22 protein-coding genes and 1 riboswitch are annotated in these 23492 nt (G+C 72.1%); of the genes, 15 read left to right on the top strand and 7 right to left on the bottom strand.

The window, feature by feature from the left end:
- Positions 1-22: 22 nt before the first annotated feature.
- The 10 genes from OG505_RS29555 (at position 23) to OG505_RS29510 (ending at position 10709) form a co-directional block, all read left to right on the top strand.
- Positions 23-742, top strand: a complete 720-nt coding sequence (locus OG505_RS29555) for a response regulator transcription factor (RefSeq protein WP_179781168.1) — start codon at positions 23-25, stop codon at positions 740-742.
- Between the two features lie 149 nt (positions 743-891).
- The gene (locus OG505_RS29550) at positions 892-1821 is read left to right on the top strand and encodes a polysaccharide deacetylase family protein (RefSeq protein WP_405429299.1); all 930 of its coding nucleotides are present in this window, start codon (positions 892-894) and stop codon (positions 1819-1821) included.
- 63 nt (positions 1822-1884) lie between these two features.
- A complete protein-coding gene (gene mshD / locus OG505_RS29545) occupies positions 1885-2811 on the top strand; it encodes a mycothiol synthase (protein WP_405429298.1) in 927 nt (308 codons plus the stop codon).
- A gap of 291 nt (positions 2812-3102) precedes the next feature.
- A complete protein-coding gene (gene pstS / locus OG505_RS29540) occupies positions 3103-4209 on the top strand; it encodes a phosphate ABC transporter substrate-binding protein PstS (RefSeq protein WP_405429297.1) in 1107 nt (368 codons plus the stop codon).
- Between the two features lie 38 nt (positions 4210-4247).
- Complete coding sequence (gene pstC / locus OG505_RS29535) at positions 4248-5339, top strand: phosphate ABC transporter permease subunit PstC (RefSeq protein WP_405429296.1); 1092 nt, start codon at positions 4248-4250, stop codon at positions 5337-5339.
- Positions 5336-6424: a phosphate ABC transporter permease PstA gene (gene pstA / locus OG505_RS29530; RefSeq protein WP_405429295.1), complete on the top strand. Its 1089-nt coding sequence runs from the start codon at positions 5336-5338 to the stop codon at positions 6422-6424. The genes pstC and pstA overlap by 4 nt, the downstream gene beginning before the upstream one ends.
- 17 nt (positions 6425-6441) lie before the next feature.
- A complete protein-coding gene (pstB, locus tag OG505_RS29525; protein WP_234588357.1) occupies positions 6442-7218 on the top strand; it encodes a phosphate ABC transporter ATP-binding protein PstB in 777 nt (258 codons plus the stop codon).
- 106 nt (positions 7219-7324) lie between these two features.
- Complete coding sequence (locus OG505_RS29520; RefSeq protein ID WP_405429294.1) at positions 7325-8428, top strand: sensor histidine kinase; 1104 nt, start codon at positions 7325-7327, stop codon at positions 8426-8428.
- Positions 8425-9105, top strand: coding sequence for a response regulator transcription factor (locus OG505_RS29515; protein ID WP_357494802.1), 681 nt, complete (start codon positions 8425-8427; stop codon positions 9103-9105). Before OG505_RS29520 ends, OG505_RS29515 begins: the two co-directional genes overlap by 4 nt.
- A 74-nt stretch (positions 9106-9179) precedes the next feature.
- On the top strand, positions 9180-10709 hold the full coding sequence (locus tag OG505_RS29510; protein WP_405429293.1) for a tannase/feruloyl esterase family alpha/beta hydrolase: 1530 nt from the start codon (positions 9180-9182) through the stop codon (positions 10707-10709).
- Between the two features lie 50 nt (positions 10710-10759).
- On the opposite strand, the gene OG505_RS29505 is transcribed toward OG505_RS29510, so the two are convergent.
- Positions 10760-11593 carry an NUDIX hydrolase gene (locus tag OG505_RS29505; protein ID WP_405429292.1) on the bottom strand — a complete coding sequence of 278 codons (834 nt, stop codon included), beginning with the start codon at positions 11591-11593 and terminating at the stop codon, positions 10760-10762.
- A gap of 295 nt (positions 11594-11888) precedes the next feature.
- Between OG505_RS29505 and OG505_RS29500 the strand changes: the two genes are divergently transcribed.
- The gene (locus OG505_RS29500) at positions 11889-12857 is read left to right on the top strand and encodes a Gfo/Idh/MocA family protein (RefSeq protein ID WP_405429291.1); all 969 of its coding nucleotides are present in this window, start codon (positions 11889-11891) and stop codon (positions 12855-12857) included.
- A 50-nt stretch (positions 12858-12907) separates the two neighbouring features.
- On the opposite strand, the gene OG505_RS29495 is transcribed toward OG505_RS29500, so the two are convergent.
- The 3 genes from OG505_RS29495 to OG505_RS29485 form a co-directional block, all read right to left on the bottom strand.
- On the bottom strand, positions 12908-13915 hold the full coding sequence (locus OG505_RS29495) for an anion permease (RefSeq protein WP_405429290.1): 1008 nt from the start codon (positions 13913-13915) through the stop codon (positions 12908-12910).
- 4 nt (positions 13916-13919) lie between these two features.
- Complete coding sequence (locus OG505_RS29490) at positions 13920-14546, bottom strand: DUF47 domain-containing protein (RefSeq protein ID WP_405429289.1); 627 nt, start codon at positions 14544-14546, stop codon at positions 13920-13922.
- 127 nt (positions 14547-14673) lie between these two features.
- Positions 14674-15615: a PPK2 family polyphosphate kinase gene (locus OG505_RS29485; protein ID WP_405429288.1), complete on the bottom strand. Its 942-nt coding sequence runs from the start codon at positions 15613-15615 to the stop codon at positions 14674-14676.
- Between the two features lie 190 nt (positions 15616-15805).
- Here OG505_RS29485 and sigJ point away from each other — a divergent pair, with 190 nt between their 5' ends.
- Complete coding sequence (gene sigJ / locus OG505_RS29480) at positions 15806-16771, top strand: RNA polymerase sigma factor SigJ (protein ID WP_405429287.1); 966 nt, start codon at positions 15806-15808, stop codon at positions 16769-16771.
- 12 nt (positions 16772-16783) lie between these two features.
- Here sigJ and OG505_RS29475 read toward each other — a convergent pair whose 3' ends face one another.
- Positions 16784-17290: a DUF402 domain-containing protein gene (locus tag OG505_RS29475; protein ID WP_405429286.1), complete on the bottom strand. Its 507-nt coding sequence runs from the start codon at positions 17288-17290 to the stop codon at positions 16784-16786.
- Between the two features lie 100 nt (positions 17291-17390).
- Between OG505_RS29475 and OG505_RS29470 the strand changes: the two genes are divergently transcribed.
- Positions 17391-19595, top strand: a complete 2205-nt coding sequence (locus OG505_RS29470) for an ATP-dependent DNA helicase (protein ID WP_405429285.1) — start codon at positions 17391-17393, stop codon at positions 19593-19595.
- A 129-nt stretch (positions 19596-19724) separates the two neighbouring features.
- Here the strand turns inward: OG505_RS29470 and OG505_RS29465 are convergent, their stop codons facing one another.
- The gene (locus OG505_RS29465; protein WP_405429284.1) at positions 19725-21023 is read right to left on the bottom strand and encodes an AI-2E family transporter; all 1299 of its coding nucleotides are present in this window, start codon (positions 21021-21023) and stop codon (positions 19725-19727) included.
- Between the two features lie 158 nt (positions 21024-21181).
- Between OG505_RS29465 and OG505_RS29460 the strand changes: the two genes are divergently transcribed.
- A complete protein-coding gene (locus tag OG505_RS29460) occupies positions 21182-21520 on the top strand; it encodes a GroES family chaperonin (protein WP_405429283.1) in 339 nt (112 codons plus the stop codon).
- Positions 21521-21612: 92 nt separating this feature from the next.
- A complete protein-coding gene (locus OG505_RS29455; protein ID WP_405429282.1) occupies positions 21613-21780 on the top strand; it encodes a hypothetical protein in 168 nt (55 codons plus the stop codon).
- A 16-nt stretch (positions 21781-21796) separates the two neighbouring features.
- Here OG505_RS29455 and OG505_RS29450 read toward each other — a convergent pair whose 3' ends face one another.
- A complete protein-coding gene (locus tag OG505_RS29450; protein WP_405429281.1) occupies positions 21797-23278 on the bottom strand; it encodes a PrsW family intramembrane metalloprotease in 1482 nt (493 codons plus the stop codon).
- Between the two features lie 23 nt (positions 23279-23301).
- Positions 23302-23422, top strand: a riboswitch (SAM riboswitch).
- Positions 23423-23492 lie beyond the last annotated feature (70 nt).

The raw sequence follows: 23492 nt of genomic DNA, 5'->3' as shown, positions 1-23492 counted from the left end.
GCGTTGCGCCGCCGGGACGGAGGTGATCGTGGAGATCCTGCTGCTGGTGACCGCACGCGCGGGGGAACCGTCGGCTGTGCTGCCGGCGCTCGACCTGCTGCCACACTCGGTTCGCACCGCGCCGCGCGACGTCCGCACCCTGGTTGCCGGGCCCAGCCCCGACGCGGTGCTGGTGGACGCCCGGTCGGAGCTGAGCGAGGCCCGGGCGACCTGTCGGATGCTGCACGCCACCGGGCTCGGGGTGCCGCTGGTCGCGGTGGTGACCGAGGCCGGCCTGATCGCGCTGAACGCGGACTGGGGCGTCGACGACGTCATCCTCGCGTCGGCCGGTCCCGCCGAGGTCGAGGCCCGACTGCGGCTCGCGGTCGGCCGCCTGAGCAACGCGACCGCCGGCGCCGGCGGCTCGATCCGGGCCGGCGAGCTGACCATCGACCCCGACACGTACGCCGCCAAGCTGAAGGGTCGCCCGCTCGACCTCACCTACAAGGAGTTCGAGCTGCTGAAGTTCCTCGCCCAGCACCCGGGCCGCGTGTTCACCCGCGACCAGCTGTTGCGCGAGGTCTGGGGCTACGACTACTTCGGCGGCACCCGGACGGTGGACGTGCACGTCCGGCGGCTGCGCGCCAAGCTCGGCTCGGAGTACGAGTCGATGATCGGCACGGTCCGCCAGGTGGGTTACAAGTTCGTCGTCCCGCCGTCGCGTTCCCTGCCCGAGGCGGAGCACGCGCCGCTGCCTGTCTAGCCCCACCTCGGGGCGATTTCCTATATGCCCCTTTTGCGCGGCTCGCCAGTCATATTCTGACTGCCGGGTTTGTCGGAAAAGGGGGCGACGGTGCGGGCAGGTAGCACGGGGGCGAGGGGCCGGCGCGTCCGGCCAGCCGGGCGGAAGCCGTGACGCGGGTCAGCTCGACCGCGCGGGCGGCAGTGATCGTGACGGCGGTGGTGGCCGCGCTGCTCGGCTCGGCGTACGTGCTGGGCCGCAGTCTCGTCCCCGACCAGACCCAGCGACACGCCACCGGTGTCACCACCGACGGCGACGGGGCGCACTACGCCGACCAGCCTCCCGAAAAGACCTCGACCGGCACCCCGACCGGCACCTCGACCGGCACCTCGACCGGCACCCCGACCGGCACCCCGACCGGCATCCCGACCGCGGGCCAGAGCGCCGGCCCGACCGAGGCCGGCCAGGACGGCTCGGGGCAGAAGGCCAGCGGCGACAAGCTGTTCGGCGCCCACACCGACACCGGCAACGCCCGACTCGCGCTGACCTTCGACGACGGGCCGGACCCGCGCTACACCCCGCAGGTCCTCGCGATCCTGCGCGAGTACGACGTCAAGGCCACGTTCTGCGTGGTGGGCGAGAACGCCCAGGATCATCCCGACCTCATCCAGGCGATCGTTGCCGACGGCCACACCCTGTGCAACCACTCCTGGCACCACGACATCTCCCTCGGCAACAAGCCCGCCGACCAGATCCGCGCCGACCTGGTACGCACCAACGAGGCGATCCGAGCGGCGGTCCCGGACGCCCCGATCGTCTGGTACCGCCAACCCGGCGGAGCCTGGACGTACCCGGTGGTGTCGGTGTCCCAGCAGCTCGGCATGACCCCGCTGCACTGGTCGGTGGACCCGTCGGACTGGCAGGTGCCCGGCGCCAGCAAGATCGCCGCGACCGTGCTCGCGCAGGCGGAACCCGGTGCCGTGGTCCTCATGCACGATGCCGGCGGCGACCGGCAGGGCACTGTCGACGCGCTGCGCCGGATCCTGCCCGGACTCAGCTCGCGCTACGAGTTGGAGGCACTGCCCACCGACCCGACGTGAGCCACTTCCCCTTACTCGGGCGAGAGTCCGGGACGCACGAGACGCAGCGGCTACGGTGACCCAATGAGCAGCGCGGAGCCGACCAGCGACCAGGTGACCCGGACCGACCGACTGGCCCCGACGGAGATCGCCGGTGTGCTGGCCCTGGCGCGTACGGCGGGCGACACCGACGGCGCAAACCCGCTCGACGAGCACGTCCTGCTCCGCCTGCGCGATCCGGAGGCGCCGGCCGTGCACCTGCTGGCCCGCGCGGACGACGGCACCCTCACCGGCTACGCCCACCTGGACACCACCGACCCGGTGGGCGGGATCGGGGTGGAGCTGGTGGTGCACCCCGCGTACCGGCGGCGGGGCACCGGTCGGGCGCTGGCCCGGGGCGTGCTCGCCTCGGCCACCGGGCCGCTGCGGGCCTGGGCGCACGGCGACCACCCGTCGGCGGCGGCGCTCGCCGTGGACCTCGGGTTCAGCCGGGCGCGCGTGCTCTGGCAGCTACGCCGGCCGTTGGCCGCCCCGCTGGGCGAGCCGCGCCTGCCCGACGGGGTGGCGCTGCGTGCGTTCCGCCCGGGGGCCGACGACGCGGCCTGGCTGGCCCTGAACGCGCGGGCCTTCGCCGAGCATCCCGAGCAGGGGCGGTGGACCTCGGACGACCTGCGGGTCCGCCTCGCCGAGCCGTGGTTCGACCCGGCCGGCTTCCTGCTCGCCGAGGAGACCTCGACGGGCCGGCTGCTCGGCTTCCACTGGACGAAGGTGCACGAGCGGCCCGGGTCGGCCCGCATCGGCGAGGTGTACGTGCTCGGCGTGGAGCCGACCGCGCACGGTGGCGGGCTCGGTCGGGCGTTGACCACCGCGGGGCTCGCGTACCTGCGGGACAAGCGCGGTCTGGACCGGGTGATGCTCTTCGTGGACGACTCGAACACCGGGGCAATCGCGCTCTACGAGCGGTTGGGCTTCGCCCGCTGGTCCGCGCACATCAACTACCACCTGGGCTGACCGTCGGCCGTCGCCCCGAGCGAGTCACCGGCGGGTAACGGCCGCGCATCGGCGGGATAACGCTGAACCGGAAATATGCCCATACTTCCGACAGGTGTGCGCCGGTTCACTTAACGGACAACTCACCCTCAGCAAGCGGTCACCTCGAAGGCCGCACGTGTTCACCTTGCGTTCACTTGCGACCGGCGAACCGGCTACCTGGCACTTCTAACTTTCGTGTCAGCCGGTCACTGCCGGTCCTCGGGCCCCGGCATCGGGGCACCAAGTCAGACGCGAAGGGAAACCCCTCAGGTGAAGCTCCAGCGGTACGGCACTATTGCCTGCCTCGCTCTTGCCGCGACGCTCGGCCTCAGTGCATGCGGCTCGGACAACAACGAGCCCACGTCCGGCGCCAGCGCCTCGGGCTCCGCCGCCGCGGTCGACTGCGGTACCGGCACGGTCAACGCTCAGGGCTCCTCGGCTCAGAAGAACGCCATGGACGAGTGGATCAAGGCGTACCAGCAGAAGTGCCAGGGCACCACGATCAACTACGAGCCGTCCGGCTCCGGCGCCGGCATCACGGCGTTCATCAACGGCACCGCCGACTTCGCCGGCTCCGACTCCGCGCTCAAGCCGGAGGAGCAGCCGAAGGCCGACGCCAAGTGCACCGGTGGCGCCGCCATCAACCTGCCGATGGTCATCGGCCCGGTGGCGATCGCCTACAACCTCAACGGCGTGGACAACCTCCAGGTCAAGCCGGCCACCCTGGCGAAGATCTTCGCCGGCAAGGTGACCAAGTGGGACGACCCGGCTATCAAGGCTGACAACCCGGACGCCAAGCTGCCGTCGACCGCCATCCAGGCCGTGCACCGCTCCGACGAGTCGGGCACCACCGACAACTTCACCAAGTTCCTCTCCAAGACCGCCGAGGCGGACTGGACCCTGGGCAACGCGAAGGCCTGGAAGGCCCCGGGTGGCGTGGGCGCCGCCAAGTCGGACGGCGTTGCCAGCAAGATCAAGAGCACCGACGGCACCATCGGCTACGTCGAGTGGTCGTACGCCGAGAACGCCAGCTTGAAGATGGCCAAGGTCGGCAACGGCGCGGGCGAGTTCGCCGCGCTGACTGCCGAGTCGGCCGGTAAGACCATCGCCGGGGCCAAGATCGAGGGCCAGGGCGACGACCTCAAGATGTCGATCGACTACAACACCAAGGAGGCCGGGGCGTACCCGATCGTCCTGGCGACGTACGAGATCGTCTGCAGCAAGGGCCTCGCGGCCGACAAGCTGAAGCTGGTCAAGGGCCTGCTGGGCCACGCCGCCAGCGCCGAGGGCCAGGCCTCTCTCACCGAGCTGGGCTACGCCCCGCTGCCGGAGACGGTCCGCACCAAGGTCGAGACCGCGGTCAAGAACCTCTCCTGACCCGACCCCACACCTCCGCAACCGAATCGAGCGAGCAGATGGGTGAAACCCCTCACCGCTCGGCCGACGCCGGCACCGGCGGGACGCGCGTGACCCAGAGTCACGAGCGGCCCGCCGGTGCCTCGGCGCGCGTGGCCGAGGCACCAGTCAGCACCCGTTCCCCTGACGGTCCCGGGCTGGGCGGCGGTGGCGCGCTGCCCCGGGCCCGCGCTTTCGGCGCCGAGCGGGCCTTCCACGGCCTCACCCTGGCCGCCGGCACGACGGTTCTGGTCATCATCGTCGCCATCGCGGTCTTCCTGATCGCCAAGGCGATTCCGGCCCTGCGTGCCAACACCGCCAGCTTCTGGACCTTCGAGGGCTGGTTCCCGAACGACAACCCGCCCACGTTCGGCATCGGCGCGCTCGCCTTCGGTACGGTGCTCACGGCGGCGCTGGCACTGCTCATGGCAGTACCGGTGGCGATGGGCATCGCGCTCTACCTGTCCCACTACGCGCCCCGGCGGCTCGGCAACGCACTCGGCTTCCTGATCGACCTGCTGGCCGCCGTACCCAGTGTGGTGTTCGGCCTCTGGGGGCGCGACTACCTCATCGGCCCGGTCACCGACCTGTCCGGCTGGCTGAACAAGTACTTCGGCTGGATCCCGATCTTCGGCGGCGACGGCCCGTACGGCAACTCCATCCTGCTCGGTTCGCTCGTGCTGGCGATCATGGTGCTGCCGATCATCACCTCGCTCACCCGCGAGGTGTTCCTCCAGACGCCCACCGCGAACGAGGAAGCCGCTCTGGCGCTCGGCGCCACCCGGTGGGAAATGCTGCGCACCGCGGTCCTGCCGTACGGGCGGCCCGGCATCATCGCCGCGGTGATGCTCGGACTCGGTCGGGCACTCGGCGAGACCATCGCGCTGGCGCTGACCCTCGGGGCCACCTACAGCATCTCGTTCAACGTGCTGGAGTCCGGCGGCAACACCATCGCCGCCAATATCGCCAACCGCTTCGCCGAGGCGAACGACACCGGTCGCGGCGCCCTGATCGCATCCGGTCTGGTGCTCTTCGCGATCACGCTGGTCGTCAACATCATCGCGCGGGCGATCATCTACCGCCGCCGGGAGTTCACGGAGTCCGCCGCATGAGCACCACGGTCACCTCACACCGCACCCGGCCGCCGGCCCAGCCGGAAACGCTGCGGGCCCGGCGGCTGCCCGCGTACGCCGCCCCGGCCATCGCCGTGGCCGCGCTGGCACTCGCCGCCGCGATCGTCTACGGCGCGAGCATCGGCGGCCCCGTCCTCGTCATCGTGCTGGGCGCGGTGCTCTACCTGGCCGGCCTCTTCGCGGCGGCCAACGCCGTCGAGGGGCGACGAGCGGCCCGCAACCGCACCTGGAGCGCGCTGATCCACTCCGCGTTCGTGCTGGCCGTGGTGCCGCTCGTCTCGGTGGTCTGGACGCTGCTCAGCAAGGGTGCCCAGCGGCTGGACGCCGACTTCTTCCTCACCTCCATGAACAACATCGGCGCCCGGGACCCGAACGGCGGCGCCTACCACGCCATCATCGGCACTCTGGAGCAGGTCGGCATCGCCGTCCTGATCACCGTGCCGCTCGGCCTGCTCTGCGCCATCTACATCGTCGAGTACGGCCGGGGCAAGTTCGCCTTCGCGATCCGGTTCTTCGTCGACGTGATGACCGGTATCCCGTCGATCGTCAGCGGCCTGTTCGTGCTGGCGTTCTGGGTGCTGATCGTGTCGCCGTGGTTCAACGACGGCCGGCCGAGCTTCTCCGGCTTCGCCGCCGCGCTGGCCCTCGCCGTGCTGATGCTGCCGACCATCGTCCGCTCCACCGAGGAGATGTTGCGCCTCGTCCCGGCGCCGCTGCGGGAGGGCGCGTACGCGCTCGGCGTGCCCAAGTGGAAGACCATCCTGCGGGTGGTGCTCCCCACCGCGCTCCCGGGCATCGTCACCGGCGTCATGCTCTCCATCGCTCGCGCGGCGGGCGAGACCGCTCCGGTGTTGCTGATCGCCGGCGGTGGCGCCGCGATCAACTTCAACCCGTTCGAGAACAACCAGTCGTCGCTCTCGCTCTACGTCTACCAGCAAGCCGGTAGCGCGTCGAAGTACGCGCCGGAGCGGGCGTGGACCGCTGCACTCACCCTGGTCGCCCTCGTGCTCATCCTGACGATCGCGGCGAAACTGCTGGCCCGTCGCAACAGGCTCAGCCGATGAACCCCGGAGGTACCACCATGGCCAAGCGCGTCTCCGCCTCGAACGTCACCGCCTACTACGGCGGGTTCAAGGCGATCGAGAACATCAACCTGACGGTCGAGCCGAAGACGGTCACCGCTCTCATCGGGCCGTCCGGCTGCGGCAAGTCGACCTTCCTGCGGTCGATCAACCGGATGCACGAGGTGCTGCCGGGTGCCCGGGTCGAGGGCAGCCTGACCATCGACGACCAGGACATCTACCACCGGGACGTGGACGTCACCGCGGTTCGGCGCACCATCGGCATGGTCTTCCAGCGGCCGAACCCGTTCCCCACCATGAGCATCTTCGAGAACGTGGTGGCCGGGCTGAAGCTCAACGGCGTCCGGCGCAAGTCGATCCTGGACGAGGCGGCCGAGAAGGCGCTGCGCTCGGCGAACCTGTGGGACGAGGTCAAGGACCGGCTGGGCAAGCCCGGCGCGGGCCTCTCCGGCGGTCAGCAGCAGCGGCTCTGCATCGCCCGGACGATCGCGGTCGAGCCGCAGGTCGTGTTGATGGACGAGCCCTGCTCGGCCCTGGACCCGATCTCCACGCTGGCCATCGAGGACCTGATGTTCCAGCTCAAGGACAAGTTCACGATCATCATCGTGACGCACAACATGCAGCAGGCCGCCCGTGTGTCGGACCGGACCGCCTTCTTCTCCATCGAGAAGACCGGCGACCCGGGCCGTCTCATCGAGTACGACAACACCCAGAAGATCTTCAGCAACCCGAGCGTCAAGAAGACCGAGGACTACATCACCGGCCGCTTCGGCTGAGCCTCCCTCTTCCCTTGCGCGACGCAGGCGGTCCGTCTCCGGACGGGCCGCTTCGTCATTCCCGCGGCCGATGACCGCCGATCCGTGAGCTGCCTACGATCACCGGGTGCGTTCGCCCGGCAGGCTCCTGCGCGGATGCCGGCCCGACCTGCGAGTCGCCGTCGGCCTGTTCGTCGTGCTCGCTGCGCTGATCCTGGTCACGCCGAACGGTCCACACCACGTGCTCGGGTACGCTGCCGCCCTCGCGTTGGCGGCGGTGCAGGCCAGCACCATCGCGGCGCTGCGCCGCCACCCGGAGGCCGCGATGGCGGTGGCCGTCCTCGCCGGGATCGGCATCGAGGCGCTCACTCCGGCCATCGGCTGGCTCGGTCAGGTCGCCGCGGTGCTGGCCGGGTACGCGCGGCGGAGGCCACCGTCGCGGTCGCTGTGGGTGCTCGGCCTGCTGCTGGCCGGCACGCCCTGGAAGCTGGCGTACGGCGACTGGCGCAACGTGCTGCTCGCGAGCGCCGGCCCGGCGCTCGGCTGGGCCCTCGGTGAGCTGGGCCGGACCCGCGCGCTGCGCCGGCAGGACTCCGAGCGGCGCATCGTCACCCAGGAACGCGAACGGATCGCCCGCGAACTGCACGACGTGCTGGTCCACACGGTGTCGGTGATCGTCGTGCAGGCCGGCGCCGCGCAGGACGTCTTCGACCGTCGACCCGACCTGGCCCGCGCGGCGCTCACCTCGATCGACCTGGCGGCCCGTTCCACCCTGTCCGAACTGCGGGTGCTGTTGCAGACGATGAACGCCGACGCCGAGCCCGACCCGGCCACCCCGCAGCCCGGTCTGGCGCAACTGGACACGTTGGCCGCGTCGCTGGGGGCCACCGGCCTCACCGTCGAGCTGGACCGGGAACCGGCCAGGTCACCGTTGCCGGCGGCGGTGGACCTCTCGTCGTACCGGATCGTGCAGGAGTCGCTGACCAACACGCTGCGGCACAGCCAGGCCACCCTGGCCCGGGTGACGGTGCGGTGCTCGCCCGGGTCGGTGCGGCTGGAGATCCGCGACGACGGCCCGGCCCGTCCGAGCGGCCGGGTCGACCGTTCCGCGCACCGGGGGATCGTGGGGATGCAGGAACGGGCCCGGCTGCTGGGCGGGACGCTGGACGCCGGGCCGGTGCCGGGGGGCGGCTTTCGGGTACGGGCGGACCTGCCGCTCACCTCGTCATGACGGCGGCGGCCATCCGGGTGTTGATCGCCGACGACCAGGCTCTGGTGCGGGCCGGGTTCGCGATGATCATCGAGAGCCGCGAGGACCTCGAGGTGGTCGGCGAGGCGGGCGACGGCCTGGAGGCCGTCGAGCTGGCCGGGCGCCTGCGACCGGACGTGATCCTGATGGACGTACGGATGCCCCGGCTGGACGGCATCGAGGCGACCCGCCGGCTGGTCGCCGCCGGCCAGGCGGCGAGGATCATCATGCTGACCACGTTCGACCTGGACGAGCCGGTGTTCTCGGCGCTGCGGGCCGGTGCCAGCGGCTTCCTGCTCAAGGACATCCGCCCCGACGAACTGGCCACGGCGGTACGGGTGGTGGCGCGCGGTGAGGCGCTGCTCGCGCCGACCGTCACCCGGCGGCTGCTCGACCGGTTCGCCAGCGAGCTGCCCGGCGGCACTCCCCCACCGGCGCTCGACGCGCTCAGCGCCCGCGAGATCGAGGTGCTCACGCTGGTGGCGCGGGCGCTCTCCAACGACGAGATCGCGGAGCGCCTGGTCCTCAGCCGGGCCACCGTGAAGACCCACCTGTCGGCGATTCTGCTCAAGCTCGGTCTGCGCGACCGGGTGCAGGCGGCCGTGCTCGCCTACGAGTGCGGCCTGGTCCGGCCGGGCACCGCTCCGCCCCGGGGATGACCGCGAGTCCCGTCCCGGGACCGATCCGGCCGGCCCGCCGAACTGCCTAATCTCCCTCCAAAGAGGAGGGAAGCATGATCCGAACTGTTCTGGCACTGCTGACCGCCGTACCCCTGATCGTCACGCCGGGATCCGCCACCGACCCGCCCGCCGACCGGTGCGCGGGGTTGGCCGGGGCGCGGATCCCGCAGGTGTCGGTGATGTCGGCAAAGCGCGACACCAACGCCGAAGGCCAGGAATTCTGCATGGTGCAGGGGGTGATCCGGCCGCAGACACGGTTCACCGTCAAGCTCCCCGTCTCCGGATGGACGGGGCAGTACGTGCAGCAGGGCTGTAGCGGGCTGTGCGGCACGGTGCCCGACCTGACCCTGCCGCTCTTCGGGTTTCAGTGCGCGGCCGCGCGAGACGGCAGGCTGGTGCTGGCCTCCGACGACACGGGGCACACCGGCGACCCGCAGGCCAGCGAGCCGGCGACCTGGGGCGCCGACCCTCGGGCGCGACTGGAGTTCGGGCTGCTGTCCGAGCACCGGCTGCGGCGGGTGGCGGACGCGGTGATGGTCGCGTACTACGGGCACGGGCCGACGTACCGGTACTTCGACGGCTGCTCGACCGGCGGCCGGCAGGGGCTGATGCTGGCGCAGCGGTTCCCGTCCGACTTCGATGGCATCCTGGCCGGCGCACCGGTACACAACCTGGCGCCGCTGGCGCTGCTCAACGCCTGGGTGGTGCTGCGCAACACTGACGCGTCGGGCCGGCAGATCCTCGGCCCGGAGAAGATTCCCGCGCTGCACGAGGCGGTTGTTCGACAGTGCGGCTCGGTCATCGAGGACCCCCGGCGGTGCGGGTTCCAGCCGTCGTCGCTGCGCTGCCCGCGCGGCACGGACCGGCCCGACTGCCTCACGCCCGCCCAGGTGGCGGCCGTTGTGGCGTTCTACCGGGGGCCGAACGGCCTCTACCCCGGCGGCCTGCCGTACGGATCGGAGCTGGGCTGGATCGACGGGTTCGTGGTGCGCTCCGGCGTCCCGGTGGACGGCAACACCGCAAGGATCGCGCTCAACTACCTGAAGTACCTCGCGTACCCGCAGAACCCACCGGCCGACTTCCAGCTGAACGACGTGCGGTTCACCCGGGCCACGTTCGACCGGCTGAACGTGCTGGGGGACGCCATCTACAACGCCACCGACGCGGACCTGTCCGCGTTCCGTGACCAGGGCGGCAAGCTGATCCTCTACCACGGCTGGGCGGACCCGTCCGTCCCTCCGTTCTCGACGGTCGACTACTACGCGGCGGTGCAGCGTCGCGGCGGCAGCGAGGCGTTCACGCGGCTGTACCTGGTGCCGGCCGGCTACCACTGCCTGTTCGGGCCGGAGCCGACCGAGCACCCGTCGGAGGTCGGCATCCCGGAGTTCCTCCAGCCGCTGATGGACTGGGTCGAGCGCGACGTCGCTCCGGGCGACATCGACGTCCTCACCTACGCGCCCAACGAGGAGCCGGACCAGCAGTTCGTCCGCTTCCTCACGGTGGCGCCGTTCGACGCGCTGGCACCGGCGCACGCCGCCCCGGGCAGCCTCAACGCCAACTACCGCTACGTCGGGCACTACTGACGGGCCGCCGGGCCGCCGTACCCCAGGGATACGGCGGACCGCCGGCTGGGTCAGCCGAGCACGAAGCGGGGCTCGCCGTCGGCCGGGAGGTCCAGGCGCGGAGTGATGGGGGTGGCGGCGTCCCGGTCGGCCGCCACCCGCGCCACCCCGGCCAGGTCGCCGGCCGCCGCCACCTCGGCCAGCGTGACCAGGGTCGGCGGCAGCATGGTCAGCTCGCCCGCCTCGGCGCGGGCCAGCGCGTCCGCCGGGCGGATCCAGAGGGTGTGGTCGGCCTCGCCGGAGACGTCGCGGGTCCGCTGCCCCGCCGGCAGCAGAGCGACGAAGAAGTACGTGTCGAAGCGGCGCGGCTCGAACTCGGGGGTGACCCAGCGGCTCCACGGCAGCAGCAGATCCGACCGCAGCGTGAGCTGACGGTCGGCGAGCAGCGCCGCGAAGCCCAGCCGACGCCCCTCCAGGTCCTGCCGGGCCGTCTCCCAGTCGTCGTCGCTGACGTCACCCACCACCGTCGCCGGATCGGGCCCGGCGAGCAGCACGCCGGCCTCCTCGAAGACCTCCCGGGCGGCGGCGCAGACCACCGCCTGGGCGTCGTCCGGGGCCACCCCGAGCCGATGGGCCCACTCGGTCGGCGCCGGGCCGGCCCAGTCGAGGTGCGCCGCCGAGTCGGAGCGGTCCACCCCGCCGCCGGGGAAGGCGTACATCCCGCCGAAGGTCATCGCGGCGACGCGGCGGATGACGTACACCTCGAAGTCGGTGTCGGTCGGCCGCAGAAGCAAAACGGTGGCGGCGACGCGCGGTGTCGCCGGGGTGCCGCCCTCGGCCCGGAACCGGCGGGCGTGCTCGACCAGGGCGGCGGGCGCGGCGAAGCCGTCACTGTCGATCGTCATGCCGCGAGCCTAGTTCCCCGACCCGCCGCCACCGGCTGGCGTGCGCCGGTGGGCTCCGCTCGACCGCCGACCACCCGACCACCCACGCGCCTCCTTTGCTCTGCTTCAACCCGCGCAACAGAAACATCCGTTCACCGTTGCGCGGGTTGAAGCAGAGCAAAGGGAGTGGGTAAGGGGTGGCCGGCCAGCGCGGTGCGGCACGGTACGGCGACCCGGAACACACCGAGGTCCCGACGGATGAGCTGGGCGGCGTCCGGGCAGCCGACGGTTCACCCGGCTCGGCTAGCGTTCCGGCATGACTCGTTGGGGCATCCTGGCCACCGGCCACATCGCCAGCCGTTTCGCCGAAGACCTCCGGCTGGTGCCGGACGCCGAACTGGTCGCGGTCGGCTCCCGCTCCGCCGACAGCGCGCAGCGGTTCGCCGACACGTACGGCGCGAAGCGCGCGTACGGCTCCTGGGTGGAGCTGGCCGCCGATCCGGAGGTCGACGTGATCTACGTGGCGACTCCGCACGCCGCGCACCACGAGGCGGCGCTGACCTGCCTGACCGCCGGCCGGGCGGTGCTGCTGGAGAAGCCGTTCACCCTCGAACTGGCCACCAGCACCGAGCTGGTGGAGACCGCACGCGCCGCAGGGGTCTTCCTGATGGAGGCCATGTGGATGAGGACGAACCCGCTCATCCTTCGCGCGGTCCAGCTGATCGCCGAGGGCGCCATCGGCACGGTACGCAATGTCCGGGCCGACTTCGGGGTGGCCGGGCCGTTCCCGCCGGAGCACCGGATGCGCAACCCGGCGCTGGGTGGGGGCGCGCTGCTCGACCTGGGGATCTACCCGATCAGCCTCGCGCACCTGCTGCTGGGCGTGCCGCAGCACATCCGCTCCTGGGCGCACCTGGGCCCGGAGGGGACCGACGAGAACACCGGCATCGTGTTCGGCTACGACAGCGGGGCGGTGGCCACGCTGAGCTGCGGCATGGTCGGGGCGAGCTCGTTGGCCGCCTCGATCACCGGCAGCACGGGCCGCATCGACCTGCCGGAGCCGTTCTTCCGGCCGGCTTCGCTGACCCTGCACCGGGACGGCTTCGAACCCGAGACGATCTCCGCCGAGGAGGTCGGCAACGGCTACCAGTACGAGGCGATCGAGGTGCAGCGGTGCCTGGCCGCCGGGCTGACCGAGAGTCCGCTGGTGCCGCACACCACGACGCTTGAGGTGATGACCCTGCTGGACACGGTCCGCGAGCAGATCGGCGTCCGCTACGAGTGACACGAACGGCCCCGGTCGTGTGACCGGGGCCGTTCGTGTGCCTGGTCCGGTCAGCCGAAGAGCGGCCGGATCACCAGGTAGGTGACGCAGGCGATCAGCGCCGCCGCCGGGAACGTGATGATCCAGGCGATCACGATGTTGCCGGCGACGTTCCAGCGGACCGCGGAGAGGCGCTTGGTCGCGCCCACACCCATGATCGCCGAGGTGATCGTGTGGGTGGTGGAAATCGGCGCCTTCAGCACCAGGGCGTTGAAGTAGAGCACCGCGCTGGCCACCGTCTCGGCGGCGAAGCCCTCCGGCGGCCCGAGGTCGATGATCTTGCGGCCGAGGGTGCGGATGATCCGCCAACCACCGGCGTACGTGCCGAGCGCCAGCATGGTGGCCGACGTCCAGAACACCCAGCCCGGGATGTGCGTCTTGCTCTCCTGGAAACCGCCGGTGTAGAGCGCCAGCACCACGATGCCCATCGTCTTGGCGGCGTCCTGCATGCCGTGGCCGACCGACATGGCGGCCGCGGAGGCGGTCTGCGCCCAACGGAAGCCCCGGTTGAGCTTGCCCGGCTGACCCTTACGGAACAGCCAGAGGATGGCCAGCATCAGCAGGTAGCCGAGGGTGAGGCCGACGATCGGCGACAGCACCATCGGCAGGATGACCTTCACACCGATGTTGCCCCACTGCACGAGGCCGCCGGCGGACAACAGGGTCGCGCCGACCAGGCCGCCGAAGAGCGCGTGCGAGGACGACGACGGCAGGCCGAAGTACCAGGTGATCAGGTTCCAGGCGATGGCGCCGAGCACCCCGGCGAAGACCACCCCGAGGCTGCTCACCCCGGTGGGGAGAGTGACCAGGCCGTCGCCGACGGTCTTGGCGACCCCGGCGCCGAAGTGGGCGCCGACGAAGTTGCCGACCGCGGCGAGGCCGAGGGCGATCCGGGGTGTCAGCGCCCGGGTGGAGACGCTTGTCGCGATCGCGTTGGCAGCGTCGTGGAAGCCGTTGGTGTAGTCGAACGCCAGGGCCACCGCGATCACCGCCAGGACGGCGATGAGTTCGGGAGTCACCGGCTCAGGACTCCTTGACCGCGATGGTCTCGACCGTGTTGGCCACGTGCTCGAAGGCGTCGCAGGCGGCCTCCAGCTCGTCGGCGACCTCCTTCATCTTCAGCACCGTCAACGCGTCGTACTCACCCGAGAAGAGGCGGACGAGCAGCTGCCGGTTGATCCGGTCGCCCTCGTTCTCCAGCCGGTTGCACTCGATCCAGTAGTCCTCGAGATTCTTCATCGACTGCAGCCGGGGCATCGCGTCGGCCGTCAGCTTGGCCTGCTGGTCGAGCACGTTGACCATCTCGTGCAGCTCCCGCGGCAGCGCCGGCAACTCGGTCAGCCCGTACAGGTACAGCAGGTCGCCGACCGCCTCCAGGTGGTCCATCACGTCGTCGAGCAGCGAGCCGAGCCGGTAGATGTCCTCCCGGTCGAACGGCGTGATGAAGGTCGAGTTGATCTTCTTGTAGAGATCGTGCGTGATCTGGTCGCTGTCGTGCTCGACCTCGGTCAGCCGCTCGCTGACCGACTGCACGTCGACACCCGGCAGGGCCAGCTCGTTCAACAGCGTGGTGCCCCGGACCAGGTTCTGCGCGGCCCTGGTGAAGAGCTCGTAGAAGGCGCCCTCGGTGGGGCGGAAGGAAAACTTCACAGCACAGACCTCGTCGCGTCGGTGGAAGGGTGGCGGCGTCCGTCGGCGTCCGCTCGGTGAATGCTAGAAAACGCCAGAACCGCAACTTCGCCGGCCCACCCCTGGCCAGGCCACATTCACCGCTCGTTCACCTACTGTTCATCTCGGGCGTCCCAACCGTCCCCGCACCCCCAGCGGCCAACCGCTCGCGCTCACGTGCCACGTCGAAATCGGCAGGCGGATACCCCAGATCGAGCGTGTCGAACGTCTCCCGCAGCAGGTGGGCGACCGCCCAGTCCCGATACCACTTGCGGTCCGCCGGCACCACGAACCACGGCGCGGCGTCCGTGCCGCACCGGCTCAGCGCCTCGGCGTACGCGGCCTGGTAGTCCTCCCACTGCGCGCGGGAGTCGACGTCCGACGGGTTGTACTTCCAGTGCTTGTGCGGATCGGTGAGCCGTTCCAGCAGCCGCTCGCCCTGCTCGGCGTACGAGATGTGCAGCATCACCTTCACGACGGTCACCCCGTCGTCGACCAGTTCCCGCTCGAAGGAGTTGATCTGGTCGTAGCGGGCCCGCCAGATCGCCTCCGGCACCAACGACCCGACCCGGGCGATCAACACGTCCTCGTAGTGTGAGCGGTTGAACATCCCCACGTACCCGGGCGGCGGCAGCGCGCGGCGGATCCGCCACAGGAAGTCGTGCCGCAGCTCCTGCGGGGTCGGCGGACCGAACGAGCGGATGTGCAGACCCAGGGGGTTCATCGCGCCGGCCACCCGCTTGATCGTGCCGTCCTTGCCACCGCAGTCCATCGCCTGGAGCACCAGCAGCACCCGGTGCGCCGAGCCGGCCTTGGCCATCGCGAACAGCATCTCCTGCTGCCGGCCCAGCTCCTCGCCGACCAGCTCCACCTGCGCACGGGCCCAGGTCTTGCGGTGCTCGCCGATCACCTCCGTCGGCGGCAGGCCGGGCGTGGACCGGGGATCGATGGCGGCGAGATCCACCGGGGCGGTCACCCGCAACAGGTCCCGCACCGACCCGCCGTCCGGCGCCACGACCCGCCCGCTCTGCCCTTGCCGGGGTTCGCTCATCCTCGGATCATCGCCCACCCGCCGGCCATCCGCGCGTCGAGGCCCGCCGACGCCGGCCGTCGACGCCGCCGAATGCGTCGAGGCCGCTCGATGCGCGACCGGCCCGCCGTCACGTCCGGGGCCGCCGGCGCGTCCGGTTGGTTGGAGGATGTACGCCAGGCACGTGGCGCTCGGGGAAGGGTGGTGGGTCGTGCAGGACCTGGCGACGGAGTTCGAGGCCGAGCGGGGCCGGCTGCTCGCGGTGGCCCATCGGATGCTGGGCAGCCGCAGCGAGGCCGAGGACGCGGTGCAGGAGACCTGGCTGCGCTACGCCGGGGCGCTCGCCGACCCGGCCGCCCGCGCCGAGATCCGCGATCTCTCCGCGTGGTTGACCACCACCTGCGCCCGGCTCTGCCTGGACGTGCTGCGCTCGGCGCGGGTCCGCCGCGAGGCGTACCCCGGGCAGTGGCTCCCGGAACCGGTCGTGAGCCCGCTGGACGGCGGGCCGCCCACCGGCGGGTACGCCCCCGACCCCGCCGAACGCGCCGTCCGCACCGACCAGGTCGGCACGGCGCTGCGGGTGCTGCTGGAACGGCTCGCGCCCGAGCAGCGGCTCGCGCTCGTGCTGCACGACGTGTTCGCGGTGCCGTTCGCCCGGGTGGCGGACGCCCTCGGCACCAGCGAGGTGGCCGCCCGGCAGCTCGCCTCCCGGGCCCGCAGGGCCGTCGCCGCGCCGGACGCGCCCCGGCACACCGCCGACCCGGCCGAGCAGCGGCGCGTCCTCGCGGCGTTCGTGGCCGCCACCGAGTCCGGCGAGCTGGATCCGCTGCTGCGGGTGCTCGCGCCGGACGTGGTCCTGATCGGCGACTCGGGCGGGCACTTCCCGACGGCCCGCCGGCCGGTGGTCGGCGCGGACACGGTGGGCCGCTTCACGCTCGGCCTGTTCGGCCAGACCGGGCGGTACGCGCGACGGCTGCGGGCCCGCCCGGTGCTGGTCGACGGCGTCCTCGGCCTGCAGGTGGAGACGGCGCACAGCGACGGGCGGCCGATCCGGCTGGTCACCGCGTTCTCGGTCGACGGCGGCCGGATCACCGGCATCTTCAACCAGCTCAACCCGGAGAAACTGGCCGGCCTGCCGCCGCTGGGCGACGACGACCGGTGGCCGCCGCGCTGGTGAGCCCGCGCCGGCTCAGACCACCAGCGCCAGCCACTTGCGGTACGACGTGGCGAACGGTTCGGTGCCGTCGCCGAGGGCGCCGTACAGCCATTGGGCCGCCGCCTCGGCCTCGACCACCACGTCCTGCGGGTAGCCGAAACGGGCCCGGTGCTCGGCGAACTCGTCCTCGTCGAGCAGTTCCACCAGGCCGGTGGCCCGTCGCCGGACCACGTCCAGGTCGAGGTCGATCAGGTGGACGGTGTCGTTGGACTCCCAGCGGGCCGGGGTGGCGATGTCGCAGTAGACCTCGCTGGTCCGTGGCGGCGGGTTGAACATCCCCGTCCACCAGGCGTGGTGCGGCACCAGCAGGACGAAGGGGATCTTCTCCACCGACGGCCGGCCGTGGTAGACCGACTCGGTGCCGAAGGGGACGCCGAGCCAGATGCCGAGGTCGTCCTCGGCGAGGCGACGGGCCGGGTAGTCACGGTGCGCGCTGCCGTCGTACTTGCGGTAGATCACTCGGACCACGTCGCTCGGCATGATTCGCACCCTAACCGATACTGCCCACGCGTCGTAGCACGGCCGTAACCGGACGGGGTGGACCAGCGGGGTCGATGGGTGCTCCGCGCCACGCGGGCGGATGGGCGCGGTCGGTGTCGGCGGCGGCGGGTACCGTCGCACGGTGACTCCGCCCCGCACCGCCACCGGTTCCGCCACCCCGTCGGTCCGCGGCGGGAGCCGCCGGCGTGGTGCCCGCCCCAGCGGCACGGAGCTGCTCGCGGCGGCGGTCGGCGCGGTCCCCGGCGGCACGGCGCGGCCCGGCCAGCAGCAGATGACGACCGCCATCGAGGAGTGCGTGACCAGCGGCGAGCACCTGCTCGTGCAGGCGGGCACCGGCACCGGCAAGTCGCTGGCCTACCTCGCGCCGGCCCTCACCGTGGACGGCCCGGTGGTGGTCTCCACGGCCACCCTGGCGTTGCAGTCCCAGCTCGTCGACCACGACCTGCCCCGGCTGGCCGACGCCGTCGAGCCGCTGCTCGGCCGCCGGCCCACGTTCGCGGTGCTCAAGGGCCGGCACCACTACCTCTGCCTGGCCCGGCTGGACAACTCCACCGAGGACGAGCCGGAGGACACCCTCTTCGACGCCCCGGCCGCCCGCCCCGGCGGCGGCACGAAGTGGCTCGGCGAGGCGGGCCGGCTGGGCAAGCAGATCGAGCGGCTGCGCGACTGGGCCGAGAAGACCGGCACCGGCGACCGCGACGAGCTGGATCCGGGCGTCGACGACCAGGCGTGGCGGCTGGTCTCCATGCCGTCGCGGGAGTGCGTCGGCGCGAGCCGCTGCCCGTTCGGCGCGGAGTGCTTCGCCGAGGCGTCCCGGGCCCGCGCCCGCGAGGCCGACATCGTGGTGACCAACCACAGCCTCCTGGCGGTCGACATGCTGGCCGACCGGCACATCGTCCCGCCGCACAAGCTGCTCATCGTCGACGAGGCACACGAGCTGGCCGACCGGGTCTCCTCGGCCGCCCAGGCCGAGCTGGTGCCGGAGCTGATCGACCGGACCACCCGGCGGGCCCGTACGCTGCTGCGGCCGGAGACCGCCGACGCGCTCACCGCCGCCGGTGACGCGCTCGCCGTCGGGCTGGCCGAGGCCCCGGCCGGTCGACTCACCGCCGGCCTCCCGACGCCGCTGCTCCAGGCGTGCACGCTGCTCGACGCGGCCACCCGCACCGCCCTGGACGCGATCGGCGACATCAAGTCAGATGATCCCGACCCGGTCCGCAAGCAGCAGGCCAAGGCCGCCCTGGACGACCTCTCCACCACCGCCCAGCGGCTCCTCGAAGAGGCCGACCACGACGTGGCGTGGGTGGAGAAGAACGACAGCGGCAGCCGACGGGCCCTGGTGGTCGCACCCCTGTCGGTGGCCGGCACCCTCGGCACCCACCTGTACGACGAACGCACCGTCGTGGCCACCTCGGCCACCCTGGCGCTCGGCGGCCGGTTCGACACGGTGGCCCGCGCCCTCGGCCTGGACGCGCCGCCACCCGCACCGCCGTCCCCGGCCGCTGCCGCGCAGGCCGTCCGCACCGCCCCGGGCCGCCCGGTCGCCGAGGCGCCCGGCCGTCGGCTCGCGGGCGACACCAACCCGGGGTCCGTCGTGCCAGCGACGGAGGGGCCGGGCTGGCGTTCGCTGGACGTGGGCTCGCCGTTCGACTACGCCCGGCAGGGCATCCTGTACGTCGCCGCGCACCTGCCCCGGCCCAGCGTCTCCGGGCTGCCTGACGCGGCCGGGGAGGAGCTGCTCGGGCTCGTCGAGGCGCTCGGTGGTCGTACTCTCGGGCTCTTCTCCTCCCGGCGGGCCGCGCAGCAGGCGGCGGAGCTGCTGCGCGCGCGGACCGACCTGCCGGTGTTGTTGCAGGGCGAGGAGGCGCTGCCGCTGCTGGTCCGCCGTTTCCGCGAGGAGCGGTCCAGCTGCCTGTTCGGGGTCATGTCGCTCTGGCAGGGGGTGGACGTGCCGGGCGACGCCTGCCAGCTCGTGGTCATCGACCGGCTGCCCTTCCCGCGGCCGGACGAACCCCTCGCGGCGGCCCGCGCCGCAGCCGTGGACGCGGGCGGCGGCTCCGGTTTCGCCGCGGTCAGCGTGCCGATCGCGGCGGTCCGGCTGGCGCAGGGCGTGGGCCGGCTGATCCGGGCGACCGGCGACAAGGGAGTGGTCGCGGTGCTCGACTCGCGCCTGGAGACGGCGCGCGGCTACGGGCCGTTCCTGCGCCGCTCGCTGCCCCCGTTCTGGTACACGACCCGCCCCGAGGTAGCCCGCGGCGCCCTGAAACGCCTAGCCACCACCTGACCCCCGCCCCCGCCCCGCACCCCCGCGCCGCACCCCGCGCCGATCTTGCAGTTTCTGTCGTCGATATGGAGTGGTACGCCCTTTATGCCACGACAAAAAGTGCAAGATCGCGGAGCGAATGGGGTGGGGTCAGGGGGCTTGTGAGGCCACTACCACGGCGTCGGGTGGGGTGTCCGGGACTGTGCGGGCGGCCAGTCGGCGTACGGCGGTGTTCAGCACCGCGATCAGCGGCACGGAGACCAGCGCGCCGGTGATGCCCGCGAGCACCACGCCGGCCGCGATCCCGATGATCACCGCGAGCGGGTGGATGGCCACCGCCCGGCCCATGATGAGGGGCTGGAGCACGTGCCCCTCCACCTGCTGCACACCGATCACCGCGCCCAGGATGATCAGCGCGGTGACCGGCCCGCTGTCGACCAGCGCCACCAGCACCGCCACCCCACCGGAGAGCGCCGCACCGACGATCGGGATGAACGCGCCGAGGAACACCAGCGCCGCCAGCGGGAAGGCGAACGGAACGTCGAAGATGACCAGGAAGATGCCGATGCCGACCGCGTCGATGAAGGCGACCAGCACGGTCGCGCGGACGTACGCGACGAGGGTCTGCCAGGCGGCGCGGCCGGCGTCGTCGACCTTCCACCGGGCGGCCACCGGCAACAGCCGGACGAGGAAACGCCAGATCTTGTTGCCGTCCCGCAGGAAGAAGAACGTCGCGAACAGCACCAGCAGCGTGCCGGTCAGCACCTCCGCCAGCGTCGCCGCGGTGCTCAGCGCGCCGCTGGTGAACTTCGAGGTGTTGTCGTTGATCCAGCCCTGCGCCTCCTCGATGTAGCGGTCGAGCTGGGTGTCGGACAGGTGCAACGGGCCGGTCTTCAGCCAGTTCTGGATCTGCCGGACGCCCTGCGAGGACTTCTCGCTCAACTCCGGTACGCCCTGGATGAACTCGTTCACCACCAGGGTCAGCGTGCCGATGACGCCCGCCAGACCGCCGACCAGCACCACGGCCGTCGCCAGCGAACGGGGCAACCGCGCGCGCAGCAGCCAACCCACGGCCGGCGCGAGCAACGCCGAGAGCAGCAACGCGATGGCCAGCGGGATGATCACGATCCGGACCGTGCCGATGATCCGGAGCAGCGCCCACGCCACCGCGCCGATCACGATCAGCCGCCAGCACCAGGCAGCGGCGATCCGCAGCCCGTGCGGCACGTCGGCGTCGTCCCGGCTGGAGGTCGAGCTGTGCAGGTCCACCTGAGGCTCCGCGCCGACGACCGTGGCCGTCGGCGGGGCGGCGGGCCCGGGAACGGCCGGCGAGGCCACCCCGGCCGTCTCCGGCGCGTCGCTCGGCGTCTCCTGAGCCGCGCCAACCGACTCCTGTCCTGACCGGTAGGCGCGGCGCAGCCGCCCGCGTACCCGCTCGAAGCGGCTCAAGCGCACCTCCTGGCAGAAGAATCGTCCGCCCACGGCGACAGGTCGGACAGCATACGTGCGTTTCCCACACCGTAGGGCAGTTCCGCCACGCAGTGCCCGGACGGCCAGGGGCGTAACCACCGGCGGCCGGTCACCCGGGACACGGTAGCGTCTGCCCCGTGACCGCCGACCAGGATTTCGACTCCGGCCTGCCGATCCGCCTGCTGCACGACCGCGTGCTGGTACGCATGGACGGCAGCGAGGGCGAGCGCCGTTCCACCGCGGGCATCGTCATCCCGGCGACCGCCGCGGTCGGCAAGCGCCTCGCGTGGGCCACCGCGGTCGGCGTGGGGCCGAACGTCCGCGCCATCGTCTCCGGCGACCGGGTGCTCTACGACCCGGACGACCGCTCCGAGGTCGAGCTGCACGGCCGCGGGTACGTGCTGCTACGAGAGCGCGACGTGCACGCCGTGGCCGCCGAGCGGGTCGACAACGACTCCACCGGTCTCTATCTCTGACGCACCTCCCCTGGCCGGCGGGCGTCACCGCGCCGTTTGCCAGCCCGTGGCGCGGGAAGCCAGTCGGCGACCGTGGGCCCTGGGGAGGGACGATGCCGGTATTCGTGAAGAAACTGCTGGCCTGGGGCAGCGTCGCGTTCCTGATCTATTTCATGGCGTTCCGGCCGGACGGCGCCGCGCAGATGTTCAAGGCGGTCGGAGCCGCGATGATGGCGATGGCGCAGGGGCTCGGTGACTTCCTCACCACCCTGATGACCTGACCCCCGCCAGCGCCCGTCAGGGGTGACCGGGCGGCCACGGCGCCGGGGGGCGCGGACCGTGCCAGCCGGCCGGTGCGTAGCCCATCGGGGGCGGCGGCGGGGCGAGCACCACCGGGACCGGCACGACCGGCTCGTCGGGCGCGTCCACCGACCGCTGCGTGCCGTCCGGGAAGCGCAGGTGGTAGCGACTGCCGTCCCAGACACCCACCGGGGCCTGTGGGTCGCGACCCACGAAGTACGACCGGTACGCCGTGATCGCCTCCAGCAGTTGCCGCTCCTCGGCAACCGTCCGCTCCCGGTCAGCGGGCTTACGGTCCAGACCACGAAGCGTTCCGTCGCGCAGCAGGGCCAGCCGGGTCGCGGCGAGCTGGTATCCGCGCATCGCCCGCACCCCGGCGTCCCCGGCGACGCGGCGGGCCCAGCTACGGGCGGCGTGCCGACGGCCCAGGCTGCTCAGGGCGGCCACCTCGGGCGGGCTCAACCAGCCGGCGCGCACGTAGTCGGGCAGAGTCCGCTCGGTGAGCCGCCCCTCCCAGGCGCGCAGCCACAGGGCCAGGCCGACCGTGCCGAAGAACACCGGCACCATCAGGCCCAGGAAGCCGTACAGCATGATCACCGCCTCGCCGGTGGCCTGGGTCAACGTCGGCAGCAGGTTCCACGTGCCGTGCAGCATCATCGCCAGCAGCAGGCCGGCGATCGGGGCGAGCACGCGGACCCGCCGGTCGGCCGTGCGCGAGGCGACTCCGAGCCCGACACCGGTCATCGAGGTGAAGAGGGGATGGGCGAACCCGAACAGGAGGATCCGCACGATGAAGATGGCGATCACCTGCTGGGCGCCGGTCGCCGGGCCGTACCGGTCGGCGCCGGCCGCGTAGCCGTACCCACCCAGGTAGAGGATGTTCTCCACCATCGCGAAGCCGACTGCGGAGAGCCCGCAGTAGACCAGGCCGTCGGTGATGCCGGACCACTCCCGACGCCGGAACACCAGCAGCAGGATCGGACCGAGCGCCTTGGTCAGCTCCTCGATGAACGGCGCCACCAGCACGCCGGTCAGCGCCGCCGGCAGCCCCCAGGCGGCGAACCGCCCGGCGGCGAACTCGTTCACGGTGAGCGAGGCGGCGGTGGAGACGAACGCGCCCCAGGCGAAGCAGAAGATCAGGTATTTCAGGGGTTCCGGTTCGTACCGGTCGAGCCAGAGGAAGCAGGCGACCAGCACCGGCACCGGCAGGATCGCGGCGACCACCCCGATGAGCAGCGCGTCGAGGCCCAGCGACTGACCGAGGCGGATGACCATGAAGACCGCGCACGCGGCGATGAACAGCACCACCCCGGCCAGCACCAGGAACCGCCGCCAGCCCAGTCGGCGCAGCGGCATCCGGGGCGCCGCGCCGGCGGGCGGTACCGCGGGCGGGAGCGGCGACGACGGCAGGGGTGCACCGGGCGGGGTGTCGGCCATGCGGTCAGCGTAGCCATCCGCCGCCGGCTGGTCCGGTCGCATCCACAGCCGCTACGCTGCCGGCAGGTCACGAGCGCCAGCGTCAAGCCCCGGCTTGCTGGCCGGCAACCCTCGTCGAGTTCGCGGTGGGGTGCCCCGGGTGATGACCAGGCCCAGCCCGATCGGCGTGCTGGGCAAGCGCGGACCCCGTCCCGACAGCACACCCGGGGTCCCTGACCCCGGAGGTTCCGGCGTGTCCGTCACCCTCGTACCCTCG

It is taken from the genome of Micromonospora sp. NBC_00617 (assembly GCF_045161355.1).
GTDB lineage: Bacteria > Actinomycetota > Actinomycetes > Mycobacteriales > Micromonosporaceae > Micromonospora.
Note: the sequence above shows the minus strand (reverse complement) of the source record. Positions and strands in the feature narration are given on the sequence as shown.